The 16,610-nt window shown below is 72.2% G+C and carries 10 protein-coding genes and 1 pseudogene; 2 read left to right on the top strand and 9 right to left on the bottom strand.

Annotated elements, in window-relative coordinates; translation table 11 throughout:
• From RBH18_RS37525 to RBH18_RS37485, 9 genes and pseudogenes are all read right to left on the bottom strand, one after another.
• A pseudogene (locus RBH18_RS37525) lies at positions 1 to 1,812 on the bottom strand (hypothetical protein); the annotation flags it as partial.
• A 4-nt stretch (positions 1,813 to 1,816) separates the two neighbouring features.
• Positions 1,817 to 3,166 carry a type VII secretion protein EccB gene (gene eccB, locus RBH18_RS37520; RefSeq protein WP_306215259.1) on the bottom strand — a complete coding sequence of 450 codons (1,350 nt, stop codon included), beginning with the start codon at positions 3,164 to 3,166 and terminating at the stop codon, positions 1,817 to 1,819.
• 6 nt (positions 3,167 to 3,172) lie between these two features.
• Positions 3,173 to 4,579, bottom strand: coding sequence for a type VII secretion integral membrane protein EccD (eccD, locus tag RBH18_RS37515; protein WP_306215258.1), 1,407 nt, complete (start codon positions 4,577 to 4,579; stop codon positions 3,173 to 3,175).
• Positions 4,576 to 8,535: a type VII secretion protein EccCa gene (gene eccCa, locus RBH18_RS37510; RefSeq protein ID WP_306215257.1), complete on the bottom strand. Its 3,960-nt coding sequence runs from the start codon at positions 8,533 to 8,535 to the stop codon at positions 4,576 to 4,578. The genes eccD and eccCa overlap by 4 nt, the downstream gene beginning before the upstream one ends.
• Positions 8,532 to 8,885: a hypothetical protein gene (locus tag RBH18_RS37505; RefSeq protein ID WP_306215256.1), complete on the bottom strand. Its 354-nt coding sequence runs from the start codon at positions 8,883 to 8,885 to the stop codon at positions 8,532 to 8,534. Before RBH18_RS37505 ends, eccCa begins: the two co-directional genes overlap by 4 nt.
• 8 nt (positions 8,886 to 8,893) lie before the next feature.
• A complete protein-coding gene (locus RBH18_RS37500) occupies positions 8,894 to 12,892 on the bottom strand; it encodes a WXG100 family type VII secretion target (RefSeq protein WP_306215255.1) in 3,999 nt (1,332 codons plus the stop codon).
• A gap of 36 nt (positions 12,893 to 12,928) precedes the next feature.
• The gene (locus RBH18_RS37495; protein WP_306215254.1) at positions 12,929 to 13,738 is read right to left on the bottom strand and encodes a hypothetical protein; all 810 of its coding nucleotides are present in this window, start codon (positions 13,736 to 13,738) and stop codon (positions 12,929 to 12,931) included.
• A 146-nt stretch (positions 13,739 to 13,884) separates the two neighbouring features.
• On the bottom strand, positions 13,885 to 14,187 hold the full coding sequence (locus RBH18_RS37490; RefSeq protein ID WP_306215253.1) for a WXG100 family type VII secretion target: 303 nt from the start codon (positions 14,185 to 14,187) through the stop codon (positions 13,885 to 13,887).
• A gap of 88 nt (positions 14,188 to 14,275) precedes the next feature.
• Positions 14,276 to 14,596, bottom strand: a complete 321-nt coding sequence (locus tag RBH18_RS37485) for a WXG100 family type VII secretion target (RefSeq protein WP_306215252.1) — start codon at positions 14,594 to 14,596, stop codon at positions 14,276 to 14,278.
• 320 nt (positions 14,597 to 14,916) lie between these two features.
• Between RBH18_RS37485 and RBH18_RS37480 the strand changes: the two genes are divergently transcribed.
• Both RBH18_RS37480 and RBH18_RS37475 read left to right on the top strand, forming a co-directional pair.
• Entirely contained in the window at positions 14,917 to 15,333 is a 417-nt protein-coding gene (locus RBH18_RS37480; RefSeq protein ID WP_306215251.1) for a YbaB/EbfC family nucleoid-associated protein, read from the top strand.
• Positions 15,330 to 16,589: a WXG100 family type VII secretion target gene (locus RBH18_RS37475; RefSeq protein WP_306215250.1), complete on the top strand. Its 1,260-nt coding sequence runs from the start codon at positions 15,330 to 15,332 to the stop codon at positions 16,587 to 16,589. Before RBH18_RS37480 ends, RBH18_RS37475 begins: the two co-directional genes overlap by 4 nt.
• The last annotated feature ends 21 nt before the right edge of the window (positions 16,590 to 16,610 follow it).

Genomic DNA, 16,610 nt, shown 5'->3' with positions numbered 1-16,610 from the left:
CGGTGGCGGCGCGACCGGCTCGACCGCGACCGGCTCAATGGCGACCGGCTCGACCGCGACCGGCTCGACCGCTACGGGCTCGATGGCGACCGGCTCGATGGGCGCGACCGGCTCGACCCGAGCCGCGGGCGCAACCGGCTCGACCGGGGCCGGCGACGCGGGGGCGGCAAGCTCGACCGGGGCCGGTGCCGGGGGCGCGACCTGCTCGACCGGCTTGACCGAAGCCGGAGCCGGCTTCACCGGGGCCGGGGCCGGGGCCGAGGCCGAGGCCGGGGCCGGCTCGGCGCGGGCCACGACCGGCTCGGCGCGGGCGACGACCGGCTCGGCCTGCGCGGGGAACAGCTCCGCCCGGGTGTAGGCCCGGGTCTTCGCCTGCCACGGCGCGACCGGCTCGACGACGACGCTCTCGACGGCCGGCGGCTGGTAGGCCGTGGTCGCCGGGGTGGCGGGCGCCTCCACCGCCGTCGGCACCACCGGCGCCGGGGCGGGCGCCCGCTGCGGCTCGGCCGCCCGCAGGCTCGCCTCCGCGCGCCCGGCCGGCTTCTGGCCCGGGACGAGCACCGACGCCGGGAACAGCGCCGTCTCCTGGCCCACGCTCGGGCCGACCCGGGCGGCCAGGTCCTCGGCCAGCTCGCGCATGCGGGCGGTGCCCTCGGGGACGGTGTCGTCGAAGATGAGGGTGCTGCCCTGCGGGTCGAGCGGCGTCGCGCGGACCCGCTCGGCGTTCTGCGGCTCCTCGGCCGGGCGGACCCAGAGACCGGTCTCGACGACCTCGACCACGGCGTCCGGGGCGTACCAGTAGATGCGCGGCGCGATCTCCTCCGGGCCGGCGAGCGGCTCGCGGTGGCTCAGCACCACCGGCCGGCGGGCCTTCGAGTTGCTGTGGGCGCGCGGGGCGTAGCCGAGCTCCAGGGCGAACGGGGGCCAGCCGAGCACGCCGTCGTCGCGTACGGTGCGGATCTCGAACTTGTCCGGCGACCCGACCGGGACGCCGGTGTAGCAGACCACGCCCACGCCGAGCAGGTCCGCGAGCGCCTGTCCGAAGGCCTCGCCCTCGGGCAGCCGGATGTCGCCGTACTGCACGAAGCGGGTCCGGGTGCGGCTGTCGGTGTCCAGCCCACGCCAGAAGCGCACGACGTCGTCCAGGGACAGCGGCGGGGTGCCCGGGCAGCCGAGCAGCACCGTCATGACCTCGGGCTGGCACGGCACGTCGGCGACGAGCCGCTTGCGGTGCTCGGCGACGATCTCGGGCTCGCGGGTGTCGTGGAGCCAGACGCCGCCGGGCAGCGGCTCGATCTCGCCGGTGGAGCTGGACGGCCGCTGGTCGGTGACCGCCCGGTCCCACACCGGGGTCGGGTAGCGCTTGGCGTCCCAGGTCGGCGGCTTGCCGGGGCGGAAGCGGACCCAGCCGCTGCCGGGCATGGAGTGCACGAACAGGCCGCCCGCCGCGCCGCGGATCAGGTCGCCGTCGGGCGCGATGACCGTACGGTTGAGCCGCTCGGAGAGCCACTGACCCGCCATCGCCGCGGCGTTGCGGTGGTCGCCGCAGGCCATCAGCCGGATGCCGCGGCGGCGCCGGGGCAGCACGCCGGCCATCGACTCCCAGGAGCCGATCGGCATGCCCTCGCCGAGGTCGAGCACCACCACGTCGTTCTCGGCGTCCTCGATCACGGTCAGCGCCAGGGACTGCGCCTCCGCGCTGATCTTGTCCCGGGCGTGCAGCACGAGCGCGTTGCCGACGGTGTGCTGGACCACCCCGTCGCGGGGGCCGTCCGCCCCGCCGCGCAGCAGGCTGCGGATCACGGATGCCATGTTGCTACCCCCTCACCAGGGCCGTGACGGCGTCGCGGCTCAGCACCGGCCCATGCGGCATCGCCGCGAGCAGATCCTTCGGGAACGGCACGGGGGCAGCGCTGCCCAGCTTCAGCGACGCCACCGTCGTCGAGTCCGCCAAGTTGTAGACCATGCCGTCCTCGGAGATGAACGCGACCTTCTGACCCGCGGCCGACTTGGTCTCCGGCACCGGCGTCACCGCCATGCCCGAGCCCCGCCGCACCTGCACCGACGCGGTGCCGTCGGAGTAGATGCCCGAGGCCCACTGCGGTGCCAGGGCCACGACGGCGGTGACCTGGTCCTGATAGGGCTTCTGCTGCTGGCACACGGCCTGGCCGGTGGTGTCCTGCAGCTTCAGCGAGGCCAGGTCCGGGAGCCGGTCCAGCAGGCTGGTGTCGGCCGAGCGCTTCGCGTCGACCACGTCCGCCGGGTCCAGCTCGACCGGGGCGTCCCGGGTGGCCGCGTCCGCGATGAGGAACTCGGTCCGGCTCATCGGTGCCAGGCCGTCCCTGCGCAGCACGTACAGCTGGTCCTCGCCCTGCTTGAAGAGCGTGCCGACCGGGTACGAGCGCCCGCCGACCCGAGGCCCGTCCGCGCCGGCGCCCGGGATCTTGGCCGGGCCCAGGCTGGGGCCGTCGCCGAGCCAGCCGAGCCACATGTCCGGGGCCGGCGCCGGGTCGATCGCGCCCGCGCCGAGCGCCACCAGCACGGCGTCGTCGGTGACCTTGTACTTCAGGTAGTTGGCGAGCAGGTACGGCGTGCCCTGCTCGCTGCGCACGACCAGGAAACGGTCCTCGGGCAGCAGCGTCGCCGGCATGTCGGGGTCGAGGTTGACGCCCAGCCCCGACACCTTCCGGCCGGGCGCCACCGAGCCGGGCAGGCAGGTCAGCCACGGGCCCTTGGCGAGCGCACCGGCGCTGGGCAGCTGCTGCGGGGCGCCGGCGACGCCCAGGGGCAGGCCGCGGGGCACGTCCTTGAGGGAGTTGCTGGAGATCAGCTTGACCTTGGCCGAGGCGCCCTGGATCAGCATCGCCGAGGTGAGATCCGGGACCTGGTGCAACTGTCCGTCGAGATAGACGAAGCGGTTGCCGGTCTCCTTCTCCACCAGGATCGCGCCGGCCTGCCGGAACGCCTTGCTGCCGCCGGGGACGATCCAGCCGTACACAGCGAACCCGCCGACGAGCAACAGCAGCAGGACGACCCCGACCAGCATGCCCGTCTGGGCGCGCCGGCCGGGGATCTCCGCGCCGGTGGCGTCACCCTCGATGAGGGCGGAGCTGAGCCGGCCCATCATGAAGGTGTGGGCGTGGACGTGGTCGCGCTGAGTCTGCATGCCTTCCTACCCGAACAGTCCGCGGGCCCAGGCGTACAGGCCGAGGACCTGGGCCAGCACGGGCAGGACGGCCACGCCGGTCGCGACGTCGAGGAAGGTCGCGGAATACTCCCAGAACGGCAGCATGCGCCGCGGCCAGGGGCGCATGGCCGCCATCACCAGCGGCGCGACCAGCGCCAGCAGGCCGCTCAGCAGCACCCACCGCCAGGCGGGGGGCAGCATGTCGGAGAGTCGCATGATGACCATGAGGTAGCCGACGGTACCGGCAGTGGTGAGCCCGATCCGCTGCCAGACGCTGAAGAAGGTACGAGCGCGCAACAGGATTGCACTGGCGACCGCGAGCACGAACGTCCAGCCCGCCCAGCCCGGCACCTGCAGCGAGAAGTGGAAGAGCACCGGCAGCACCAGCGCGGTGGTGACCGTCGCGACGGTCAGGTAGGTGTCCGCGTCGTCGGTCCGGCTGCGCACCACGTCGGCGTCGGCGGGCTCGATGTCGTACGACATGTCCGCACCGGTCTTCGGCAGCTGCGGCCCCCGCAACCGGGCGAACTTCACCGCGGCCCGGGGCGCCACCACGATGATGGCGAGCACCGCTGCCACCGCCACGGCGGCCGTCCGCTGCATCGTCATGCCGGAGCCGGTCTGCAGCAGCAGGACGCCGGCCGAGACGAGCCCGGTCACGCCCAGGATCAGCATCGGCGCGAACGGCAGATGCGGGGTGACCGTACGCTGCGCGAGCAGCAGGAACGCGGCGATCACCGTGACGCCCACCGCAGCCGCCAGCATGGCCGGGCCGGTCAGGGCGATGCCCTCGGGGTCGCCGTCGACGGCGCTCGAGCCGGCCAGGGCCGCGAAGGCCGCCGCGCCACCCCCGAAGAGCAGCGAGAACGCGCCGTCGGGCACCCGCCGGGCGTAGACGAGGGCGGCGGTGAAGAACGCGAACGTGAGCACCCCGGCCCCGACGACCTGCGGCAGGACGGGCCCGCGGTCGGTGAGCACCGCGGCCAGCGCGCCCATCGCGACGATCGACAGCACCAGGAACAGGATCCGGCGGTACTCCGGCTGCCATCGGTCCGAGCGCCGGTTGACGATGGTGGCGATGCCCTCGGCGACGTCGTCGAAGTCCAGCTCGGGCAGCGGGTCCTCGGCCCGGCGCAGGTAGAGCTCCTCGCCCTCCAGCCAGTCCAGGCTCTCCGGCGTGCCGGACAGCTCGAACGGATGCTGACCGAGGCGCTGCAGCACCCAGGCGCCCTCCGGCTCGTCGCCCTCGAGCCGCCGTCCGGACGAGGTGTGCTGCAACAACACGGGCAGCAGGCTCGCGACCGGCGTCGTCGACGGCACCGCCAGGTCGATCTTGCGGTCCGGGCCGATCACGGTGATCCGGCACAGCTCCCTGTCGAGCGCGGTACTCATGCCACAAATCCTGTCTGCATCAGAGAGACGCCACGGCGGGTCACCAGCTGGGCCCGGCCGGCGGGCAGCCGCCGGGGCGCGGCCTCGCCGAGGAACTTGCCTTCTTCCTTCGGGTACGACAGCAGCGTGGCCGGCGTGCCCAGCTCCCACATGCGCCGGATGACCGGGTCCATCATCGCCCGCATCGCGCCCGAGGTGCTCCGGGCGATGATCACGTGCAGGCCGATGTAGATGCCCTGGGCCAGCAGCGGCAGCAGCGGGTCGAGCGTCGAGCCCATGCCCTGGCCCTTGGTCATCAGGTCGTAGTCGTCGACCACGACGAACAGCTCCGGGCCCTCCCACCAGTCGCGGCGGCGCATCCGCTCCGACGAGATCTCGGGGCCCGGCACGCGCCGGTTCATCGACACCGACGCCTGGCCGGCCAGCTCGAACAGCTTGTCGCCGGTGAACCCGAAGCCGACCTGGTACTCCGGCGGCAGCGCGGTGTCCAGGTCGCGGCGCGAGTCGCCGAGCACGACCTTGGCCTGGTCGGAGGTGTAGCGCTGCTGGATGGCCCGCAGCACCAGGCGCAGCACGTTCGACTTGCCGGTCTCGGTGTCGCCGAAGACGAGCAGGTGCGGCGTGGCCATGAAGTCGTGCCACACCGGGCCGAGCCGCTGCTCGTCCAGGCCCAGGCAGACCTTGAACTCCGCCTCCGGGTCGGGCAGCTGCTCCACCGGCAGCCGGGTCGGCAGCATCCGTACGCCCGGCGCGGCCGGCCCAGTCCAGAACGTGCTGATCTCCTCGGTGACCGCCTTGGTCGCCTCGGCCAGGTCGTCGACCTGCGAGCTGCCGTCCATGCGGGGCAGCGCGCCGAGGAAGTGCAGCCCCTCGGAGGTCAGGCCGCGGCCGGTCTGGTTCGGCACGGTGGCCGCCTTGCGCGAGCCGACCTCCGACTCCATCGAGTCACCGAGCCGCAGCTCCAGCTTGGTGCCCATGAGGTCGCGCAGCCAGGTCCGCATCTCCGACCACCGGGTGCCGGTGATCATCACGTGGATGCCGAACGACAGGCCACGCGAGGCCAGCTCCTGGAACTGGGTGTCCAGATCGGAGAAGTCCTGTTTCATCGTGTACCAGCCGTCGATGACCAGGAACACGTGCCCGAACGGGTCGTCGATCTCCCCGCGCGCCCGCGCCGCGAGGTAGGAGGTCATCGAGTCCAGCCCGCGCGCGGCGAACTCGGCCTCGCGGCGCTCCATGACCTGCCCGATCTCCTGGATCGTGCGCACCACCCGGTCGCGTTCCATGCGGGTGGCGATCGAGCCGATGTGCGGCAGCCCGGCGATCGACGACAGGCCACCGCCGCCGAAGTCCAGCCCGTAGAACTGCACCTCCTGCGGCGTGTTGGTCAGCGCCAGGCCGAGGATCAGGCTGCGCAGCAGGGTCGACTTGCCGCTCTGCGGGGCACCCGCGATGCCCACGTGCCCGTCGGCGCCGCCCAGATCCACCATGAGCAGCTCGCGCAGCTGGTCCTGCGGCCGGTCCACGAGACCCACCGGCACCCGCAGCCGCCCCTGCGCCGAGGTGTCGTCCACGGTCATGCCGCGCAGCGGGTCCGGCACCACGCTGGGCAGCAGGGTGTCCAGGCTCGGCGCCGTCGACAGCGGCGGCAGCCACACCTGCCGGGCCGGCGGCCCCGAGCCGGCGAGCCGGTCCAGCAGCACGTCGGCCAGGCTGGGGCCGGTGACGTTCTCCGGCTCCTCCGCCACGACGGCCTCGGCGAGTTCCGCGGCCCGGTCGCGGCCCTGGTCGTACCGGAGCTCGGACTGCCGGGTGGTGAAGGGGACGATGTCGGACGCCGTCAGCTCGGTGGTCTCGTCGATGTCGTGCACCGGGCCGCGCCCGCTGTACGGGCCGGACACGTACGCCGACTTGAACCGCACCAGATTGGTGGTGTCCAGCTTGAGGTAGCCGTTGCCCGGCTCCGACGGCAGCTCGTACGCCTTGCCGACGCCGATGACCGACCGCGACTCCATCGACGAGAAGGTCCGCAGCGCGATCCGGTAGGACAGGTGACCCTCGACCCGGTTGATCCGGCCCTCGTCCAGCCGCTGCGAGGCGAGCAGCAGGTGCACGCCCAGCGACCGGCCCAGCCGCCCGATCGACACGAACAGGTCCATGAACTCGGCCTTGCTCGACAACAACTCGCTGAACTCGTCGACGATGATGAGCAGGACCGGGAACGGCACCAGCTGGGCGCCGGCCGCGCGGGCCTTCTCGTAGTCGAACAGCGACGCGTAGCCGCTGGCCCGCAGCATCTCCTGGCGCCGGGTCATCTCGCCGTTGAGCGCGTCCTGCATGCGGTCCACCAGGGGCAGCTCGTCGGCCAGGTTGGTGATGACCGCCGACGTGTGCGGCAGCTTGTCCATGCCGATGAACGTCGCGCCGCCCTTGAAGTCGACCAGGACCAGGTTGAGGATCTCCGAGCTGTGCGTCGCGGCGAGCGCGCACACCAGCGTACGCAGCAGCTCGGACTTGCCCGAGCCGGTCGCGCCGATCAGCAGGCCGTGCGGGCCCATGCCACCCTGCGCCGACTCCTTGAGGTCGAGCTCGATGACCTCGCCGTCCTCGGTCACGCCGATCGGCACCATCAGCCGGTTGCGCTGCGGCTGACGAGACCTCCACAGCGCCGGTACGTCGAACGTGTGCGCGTCCCGGATGCCCAGCAACGCCGTCAGCTCGAAGCTGTTCTCCATCGGCTCGTCGACCACGTCGAGGGTGCCGCTGGTCCGCTTGGGCGCGATGACCCGCGCCAGCGCCTCGGCCTGGACGGCGTCCAGGCTGTCCCGGCTCGCCGACCCGACGGTCTCCCCGGCCGGGAACTGCACCTTGTCGCCGTCGATCGTCAGCCGCAGCACCTTCGGGCCGCCGGGCATGTTGCCGGTCAGGTCGAGCAGCACCACGTTGCGCAGGCCCGCGCCCAGCAGCCGCGAGCTGTCCGGCAGGTCCACCAGGTGCGCGATGATGACGACCAGCGGCTCGGTCGCCGACGGGCGCGAGTTGCGGTCGTGGTCGCCGCGCTCGTTGACCTCCTGGCCGAGCATCGTCATCAGGTCGTCGTGGGTGCCGGCGAACAGCCGCGTCGGCCCGGCCGCGTCGGAGGCGGTGGGGTGCGCGTTGTGCGGCAGCCACTTGATCCAGTCCCACGGCCCGCGATGCACCTCGGCGGCGAGCACCGCCACGCGCAGCTCGTCGGGGGCGTGGAAGGTCACCAGCTGCGCCACCATCGCGCGCGCCAGGTCGATCGCGGGGTCGGCGGCGCCCTCGAACTCGATGCTGGTGAAGCTGCGCAGGCCCACCGAGATCGGGATGCCCGAGACCGTCCGGTACGTCTCCGAGAAGCGCCGCAGCGAGATGGACGACAGCGGCTCGAGGTCCTCGATCGGCTTGGTCGACGGCGGCGAGAACGTCAGCATCGCGTTCTGCCGGCCCAGCCCGATCCGGACCCGGCCGAAGTCGTCGTGGCTGCCCCGGCGCTCCCAGAGGCGGCTGCTCATGGCGATGGACCAGAGCCAGCCCGGCTGCGGGTTGTTCCAGAGCACGTACTGCCGCTGGTTGTCCGCCGCCTTGCGGGCCTGCTTGCGCAGCTGCGCGATGTACCGGAGGAAGTCGCGGCGCTCGCCGAGCATCTTGCGCTTGCGCTCGCCCGCCGCGCGGCCGATCTGCATGACGCCCATCAGCAGCATGCCGGCGGCCATCGCGCCGCCCATGACGTACATGACCGGCGCGCGGCTGTAGAGACCGAACATGGCCATCATGGCGCCCATGCCCAGGCCCATCGGGACGATGGAGGCAAACGACCGGAAGTCGAGCGGCGCCTCCTCCGCCATCAGCGGCGGCTCCTGCAGCTCGATGCGCCCCTCGGGCGCCTCCGGACCGCTGGCGCGCGGCGGCCGCTTGACGGTGACTGTGCTCATCCGATGTCCCCTGACCCGGCGCCGCCGCCACCCCAGGCGGAGTTGTCCTGCTGCAGCAGCTTGACCGAGTAGCGGTCGTTGCGGAACCGCTCGGCGGCCTTGTCCTCGTCCTCGTCCTGGTTCCTGGCCTTGCGGGCGGCGGCCTCCTTGGCCTCGGCCTCCTCCCGCTCGCGGGCCTCGGCCTCCTTGCGCAGGCGGCGCCGCTCCTTCATGAGCTGGTAGCGCCCCTCCGTGTCGAGGTCCCCGCCGCAGAACGGCTGCCGGGGCTCCTCCTCGACGGCCCGGGCCGTCGACGCCGCACGCCGCCACACCGCCCGCGGCACCTGCATCCCGTCACCGGGATCGGACATCGGCCGTGTCATTCCCTCGTCCCGTTCGCTTCCGTCAGCCAGAGAGCATCGTCGACATCGTCCCAACCGGACATGTCATCGTCGTCCACGGCCACCACCGGCACGAAGTCGTCGCCGGGAGGGGCCTGCGCATCCTGACCCGCCGCCTGCCAGGCACCGGTCTCGTCCTGCAGCAGCTCGGCCGAGCCGGGACGCTCGGGCGTCTCCCGGTCGTCCTCCACCGGCCGCAGCTGCCCCGGAACCGCGCCCGCGAGCCGTGGATCGTTGGCCACCGTCCCGGCGACGGCCGCCTCCCGGCCCACTCCGGCCGGCGAGGCCGCGGCCACCGGCGGTGCGGTGGGCACGCCGACCGCCTGCGGGACGTTCAGCACGATCGCCGGGGCGATCGGCTCCGGGACCTCGTCGGTCCCGGCCAGGATGGTGGCCGCGTCGTCGTCGCCAGCGCTGTGGGGTCCCGCCGCGGGTCCGCTTCCGCTTCCCGGGCCGGCTCCGCTCCCGGTGCCGGCGCCGGTTTGGGGCGCGGTGGGCGGGGAGGCAGCGGGCTGGCTGAGGGCAGCGGCGGCCGCGGCGGCGGTTGCGGTGGTCGCGATGGTCGCGGCCGCGTGCTGCGGCGGCACAGCCTGGTGTACGCCGTCAGCGCCGTCCGTGGCAGCGGGCGGTGACTCCTGCAGCGGGGTTCCCTCCTGCTGCACCGGCTCGGCCGGCGCGGGCTCCGCCGCCGGGGCAGGCTCCTGCGCCACCGGCTCCTGCACCACGGGTTCTTGCACCACAGGTTCTTGGGCCACCGGCTGCTCGACCACGGGCTGCTCGACCACGGGCTGCTCCGCGACAGGCTGCTCGACCACGGGCTGATCCGCCACAGGCTGCTCCGCGACGGGCTGCTCCGCGACGGGCTGCTCGGTCACGGGCTGCTCGGCCACGGGCTGCTCGGCCACGGGCTGCTCGTTCGTCGCCGGTGCTTCGATGACGCCGGGGTCCGTCGTCTCGGGGCCGGAGACGGTGAACCAGTCGGAGCCGCCCGGCGCCGCCTCGCCCACGGTCGGCGCGCCGACGTCGGGCAGCGAGACGACCGATTCGATCGGGGCCGCCGGCGGGGGCACGTCCACCGAGGCCTGCAGGCCCGCGCCACCCGCGGCGGCGCCGGTGGGCGCGTACGGGTCGGTGCTCACCTCGGTGGGCTGCCAGTCGGCGGCGTCCGGGTCGATCAGCTCGGAGGCGCCGCTCGCGTCCGGGACGGATCCGGCGGTGGGCGGCGCAGAGCTGCCCGGGGCGCCGGGCATCGCCGGAACAGCGCCGGCCTGCGTCGCCGGAGCCGCCTCCCGCGGGCTGTCCTGGTCTGCGGGCTCCTGCTCGGGGGCTGTGACGTCGTCCGTCGTACCGGTGATGGGGTCTGCCGTGCCCGGCTGGTCCCATCCGGGAACTTCCAGGCCCGCGCCGCCGGCAGCGGTGCCCTGCGGGGCGCTCGGGTCGCCGAGCTCGCCGCCGGCCGGCTTCCAGTCGGACAGGTCGGCATCGACCAGCCCCTGAGCGTCCGGGGCGTCGGGGATGCCGGTGCCGGTGCCCGGCTGCGCGCCGCCGCCGGGAGCTCCGCCCGGCATCATCGGCGGCGCCCCGGTCGCGGGCACAGCACCGGTGGAAGCGTCCGAGTCACCGGTGGTGGGCATCTCCACCTCGGGAACCGTCAGGTCCATGCCGCTGCCGTCGATCGGGCTGCCCGCGCCACCGGGGGAGCCCACCTCGGGCACGGTCAGGCCCGCACCGCCGGCTTCGGCGCCGCCGGGCGAACCGGGCAGCTCGTAGTCGGATCCGGACGGCTGCCAGGTGTCCAGGTCGCCGGTGACGAGGCCCTGGGAGTCGGGTGCCTCGACCGAGCCGGATCCCGTGGAGCCGGGACCGCCACCCGTGCCGGGCGAGCCGGGCATCATCGGCGTCTGGCCGAGACCACTACCGCCGGGCGCCGTACCCGAAGGCGCATCCGGCACATCAATGCCACCGATCTCCGGCGCAGTCCAGTCACCGGCGTCGCCCTCGACCAAGCCACTCGAGTCCGACGCGTCCGGAATGCCCGAGCCACCCGTCCCGGGACCGGCGCCGGCCCCCGGCGAGCCGGGCATCATCGGCGACTGGCCGAGACCACTGCCCCCGGGCGCCGTACCCGAAGGCGCATCCGGCACATCAATGCCACCGATCTCCGGCGCAGTCCAGTCACCGGCATCGCCCTCGACCAGACCGCTGGCGTCCGACGCATCCGGGATGCCGGAGCCGGAACCGGCACCACCACCACCGGCGCCCGGCGAGCCCGGCATCATCGGCGACTGGCCCAGGCCGCTCGCGCCGCCCGGAGCCGCACCCAACGGCGCGTCCGGCACGTCCACGGCACCGATCGCCGGCGCGGTCCAGTCGTCCTGGTCGCCGGTGAGCAGGCCGCTCGCATCGGACGCGTCCGGGATGCCTCCGCCGCCCGCACCGGCGCCGCCGCCACCCGCGCCGGGCATCATCGGCATGCTGCTTCCACTGCCGGCTCCGCCCCCGAGCCCGTCGCCCGCGGACGGCGAGGAGACGCCCGGGATGTCGATCCCATCGGCGCCGGGGATGCTGCTGCCCAGGCCGCCGCCCGCGCCGCCGGGCGGAGCAGCCACGGACGGCGCCTCGAAGTCGCCGTTGCCGGGGACGAGGCTGCCGGGCTTCTCGGTGTCGCCGGTGAGGCTGCCGGCGTCTCCGGAGGTCGGCAGCTTGACGGAGTTGCCACTCGCGGAGGGTCCGCCGAGGCCGTTGCCGGCACCGGGGGCGTTCCCGACGACCGGTGGCACGAAGGCGCCACTGCCCGCGGGCGACGTGGCACCGTTCCCGCCCAGGCCGGGCAGACCCTCGCCGCTGGGCGCGGTATCCAGCTCCGGCGCCTGGAAGTCGGTGGCCGAGACGGGCGAGTCGACTCCTCCGCCGAGACCGTCGCCGCCTTCGGGGTTGGTGAGCTCCGGCGCCTTGAAGGCGGACATGGTGGACGGGCCGCCTGTTCCGCCCAGCCCGTCGCCGCCGGGAGGCTGCTCGATCTCCGGCGTTTTGAGGGCTTCCGGTCCGTTGCCGCCCGGCGGGGCGATCTCGGGGACCGGCTGCGTCACCGGCGGCGTGACCGAGGGCAGCGGCTGCGTCGCGGGCGGCGTGATCGAGGGCAGCGGCTGCGTGACGGGCGGGGTGATGCTGATCGGCGGCGGCGTGGTGATGTTCACCGGCGGGGTCGTCGTGAAGTCGATCGGCTTCGGCGTCGTGATGGGCGGCGGCGTGGTGATGTCGAGCGGCTTCGGCGTGGTGTGGTTGGTCGTGGTCACGTTCGTGGGCAACGGCACGGTGCCCTCGGTCGGCGCCTGCACCTGGTCGTACGTGCTGTGGTACTGGTCCGCCACGGTCTTGACGACCTGGGCCATCTGCTCGGCCATCGGCTTCTCGAACTTGCTGCCGCTGATCGGCACCGGGATGTGGCCGTCGCCGACTCCCGCCTTGTGCGCGATGTCCGCGTACGAGACGTCGAGGTGCAGGATCTGCTCCTGCCCCCACTTGAGGTAGTAGGCACTGCGGTAGAGCGACTCGGGGACCGAGTTGGGGCCGTGGACATCGCCGCCGTTGATGCGCTCGGCGTTCTCGCCGATGCTGTCCGCGAGGAGGTTCATCTTGGTGATGAACGCGTCGGCGGCCGCGCCCTGCCAGGCACGGTCGGGCCCGGCGACGGCGCCCACCTGGTTCTTGACGAAGCTCTCCAGCCAGACCAGGGCATTGCGGATCTTGTGGAAGACGGCCGCGGAATCGGCCAGTGACTGCGGGCTCACCAGGGTGGCGGCAACCGCCTGCCCCTCCGCGGTGTCCAAGGCCGCGCCACCACGCAGGGCCGCCTCCAGCTTGCGCCAGCCACGGTCCTCGTTCTTCCAGGCGTTGTAGTCCTCCGGGTTGGAGGTGTCGACGGTGGACGGCTTGAACGTCGCGTCCTTGTCGACGTCGTTCTTCCAGTCAGCCATGCCCTGGCCCCTTCGTTACCCCGGACCCGATGTCACTCAGGCTTTGGTGCTGCCGCCGACCGTGCCGTACTTGCTGAGACCGCCGATCTCACCCCAGGCGCCCTTCATGGCCTCCTGCAGCTTGTCCTGGGTGACCTTGTTGTCTTCCTCGGTCTTCTCGTACTCGGTCTTCATGGTCGCGAGGCCGGTCTGAAGATCGTAAAGAGCCCGGTGCAGGGTACGCAGCAGGCCGATGGTGTCGCCGCGCAGACCCGGGTTCCCCTCGCCGGTACCGTCGATCTTCTGCCGCAGGATCTCCGCCTTGGCGAAGCCGCCGGGCAGGATCAGGTGGCCGTCGAGCTCGTTCGCCAGATCGAGGAGCATGCCCTTGTGCTCCTCCGTGGCGACCGCCTTGAACTGGTTGATCAGGTGCTGGATGGCCTCGGTGTTGACGACCATCTGGTTGTTCTTGCTGACGTCGCCCTTCCACTCGGACACGGCCGGCGGCTTCCAGACGTTGTCGTCGGACTCCAGATCCGTCTTGTCCTTGTAGTCCTCGGGCTTGGTGTAGGTGATCTGGTCCTGGTGTTCCTTCGCGTACTGGTCGGTGATGGCCTTCCAGTCGGAGTAGGACTTGCCGTCGTAGAACTTGTCCCAGTACCAGTCGTACATCGCGAGCTCGTCCGCGCTGTAGTCGTCGCGGTCCCAGCTGTCGCCGACCCTGGGGGCGTCGGCCTTGTCGGCCGTGATCTTCTCGATCACGGAACGCGCCCAGCCGGCGTCTTCCCCGTGGTCCTTCTCCCACTGCGTCAGAAAGCCCATCTCGTCGATGGCATCGAGATTGGCGTGCGAATAGTCGGTGGCCATGATCGTGGTCTCCTCGCCGGGTCGTGAAACCGTGCCGCCCGGCCCTCCTCAGGACGCCGGGGCAACCCGCGCCTGCATCGACTCAGGCCGGGCACAGGACAGCCGGCCACCGCGCCGATGACGGACGCGGCGGCCGGCCGGGAAATTCAGCCGCCGCGGACGTCGTTCCAGATCTGCGCGTGACGCTGCTCGGTGGTGCCGTAGTTGTCCGAGATCTGCAGCAGCGTGAGCCGGGCCTGCTCCAGGAACACGGTCATCTGGTTGGCCGAGTTGTTCCACGCGGCCTTCGACGCCCAGTACTGCGCCTGCGCGGCACCGGTCCAGTCCGCGAGGCTCTTCTCGACGTTCTGCTCCATGTCGTGGAGGCTCGTCTTGATGTTGCCGTTGATCTTGTTCATGTCGTACAGCACGGCGTCTGCCTGCTGGAAATTGAACGTGTAGTTGGACACGTGAGTCCTTTCCTGCCGGGGATGTCACCCGCGGCGACGGTGCGCCACCGGGTGGGGGAAGTCGGTTACCGGAGCGGAGCGGGAAGGCTCAGAAGCCCGGAAGCGCCGTGGCGAAGTTCTGGGCGGTGTTGGCGGCGTCGTCCTCGGCCTGGGTGTAGCCCTTGGTGGTCACGCCCATGACCTCGAGCATGTTGATGAGCTCGTCGATGACCTTCTTGAAGGACGCTTCCCAGCTGTCCATGGCCTGGTTGAAGCCGGCGGACGCCTGGCCGGTCCAGGAGGCCTGCAGGGTGCCCATCTGGGTGTTCACGGCCTGCAGCTGACCGGTGAAGTCCTGCGCCTTGTTGGAGAACTCCTGGGCAGCGGTCCGCATGCCCTCTTCGGTAGTTTGAACATTGGGCATCGTCACGGCCGTACTCCTCACGTCGGGGACCGGCAGCTCGGTCGGCGCCGGTTGTGTCGCGTGCCGCGGGCGGAGAAGAGCCGTCCCCCGCGGGCAGTCAAGAGTCTTGATGAATCGAGCCGCGAACGACCTGCCGGGACGCGTCCGATGTCCGAACGTCGGCCCAAGACTGCACGGCTATTCCCGTACGGCCGGAGCAGCCGGCCGCCACCCGCGCGGACAGGGGAAAAGGGTCTGCACGTTTACGCCCTGGATTCGCGGCCACCCTTCCGGACGGAACCTCGGTGCGTCTTTACTGACGAGTCCATGAGGGGGGAGTGACACGGATGAACTTCAACGAGCGCATCGAGGGCCTGTTCGAGGAGTACCAGAGGCAGCGCAACAGCCTCACCGAACTGCAGGAGCGGATGCGGTCACTGACGGCCACCGCCACATCACCCCGCCGCGAAGTCACGGTCACGGTCGGCCAGAACGGCGTGATGACGGACATCCGATTCCCCAGCGGCGCGCACAAGCGGCTCACCCCCGCCGACCTCAGCGAGCTCATCCTGGCGACGTACAACGAGGCCAAGGAAAGCGTCATGCAGCAGGCCGCGGAGACGCTCGCGCCGATGCTGCCGGACGGCATGGACGCCCAGGCGCTGGTCCGCGGCACCGCGGGCACCGACGCCTTCCTGCCCAAGGAGCCCCGGATGGCGACCAGCGTCCGCGAGATCCTCAACCAGGCCAGGAGCCAGCAGTGACCCGGCCCACCGGCTACCTGTCGGTCAACCCGGACGGCGTCATCAGCGTGGGCGACGCCTACGCCGAGCACGCCGAGCTCTACAACCAGTACCTGGCGCAGATCACCTCGATGCGCGAGCGCTACGCCAGCGCGTGGGGCGACGACGACATGGGCAAGGAGTTCTCGACGAAGTTCCTGGAGGGCCTGGGCAACCTCGAGGACCTGGTCGGTGCGGTCAAGGGCACCCTCGCGTACACGTCCGAGGGCCTGCGCACGAGCGGCAAGGAGTACCGCGAGGCCGACGAAGCCGCCCAGGAGGCCGGCGAGAAGATGGCCCGCGACTTCGACTCGAGCCTGAACGGTCCGCCGCTCGCCCGCCGGTCCCTGCCGGCCGGCGAGGTGCAGACCGGTGAGGTGCAGCCCCTGATGCTGGCCCGCAAGGCCGTCCTGGCCGAGACGGTCCCCGCCGAGAAGACCCAGCTCCGCCAGGCCCGCACGGCCGTGCGGGGCAAGGTCGCGGAGGAGCCGGTCTTCGAGGGCGACGAGAACGAAGCCGTCTTAACGCCCGCCAGGAACATGCGGGCCGGCGTAGCTTTCGAGGGAGTCCCCCCGCTCGAGGAGGGTGAGCAGCAGCCCCTCCTCGCGCGGCAGCGGGTGGCCGGAGTGCTGCGGGAGGGCGAGCCGCTCGAGGTGACCCAGGCCGCGGTCCGCACCCGCGGCGCGCTCCTTCCCGCCGGCGAGCCCGTCCCCGGCGAGGCACCGCTCATGCGCGGTGTCCTGGCCCGCGGCGAGGTCACCGTGGGCGAGACCACCACCCCCGGCGAGGCACCCCTCATGCGCGGCGTCCTGGCCCGCGGCGAAGTCATCGAGCCCGGTGAGACGACGACTCCGGAAGAGCCTCTGCGCAGCAGGGTTCTCGCTCCCACCGAGTCCTTCAGCGCCGTCCAGCCGGCCATGCCTGCCATCTCGTCCTTCATGATGATGCCCGAGTACGCGACCGCGTACGTCGGTGGCGAGCCGCTGCCCGAGGGCTACCGGCTGCAGGCGCTCAACACCTTCGAGGACGGCAGCGCCCGCGTCGACGCCAACCTCTACGACTCCGTGACCCCGCTGGCCGGCACGCCGGTCACCACCCCGGAGGGCAAGACCATCGACCCCGAGGGCCGGCAGTTCTTCGTCGTCAAGGACAACCCCGCCGCCGACCCGACCGCCCCGGGCTACCAGCCGCTCGTGCTCTCGTACTCGGCGGACGGAACGCCCAGTCCGCTGTTCTGATCCGCTGACACCGGCCCACCA

This window comes from Actinoplanes oryzae, assembly GCF_030757795.1.
Taxonomy (GTDB): Bacteria; Actinomycetota; Actinomycetes; order Mycobacteriales; family Micromonosporaceae; genus Actinoplanes.
Note: the sequence above shows the minus strand (reverse complement) of the source record. Positions and strands in the feature narration are given on the sequence as shown.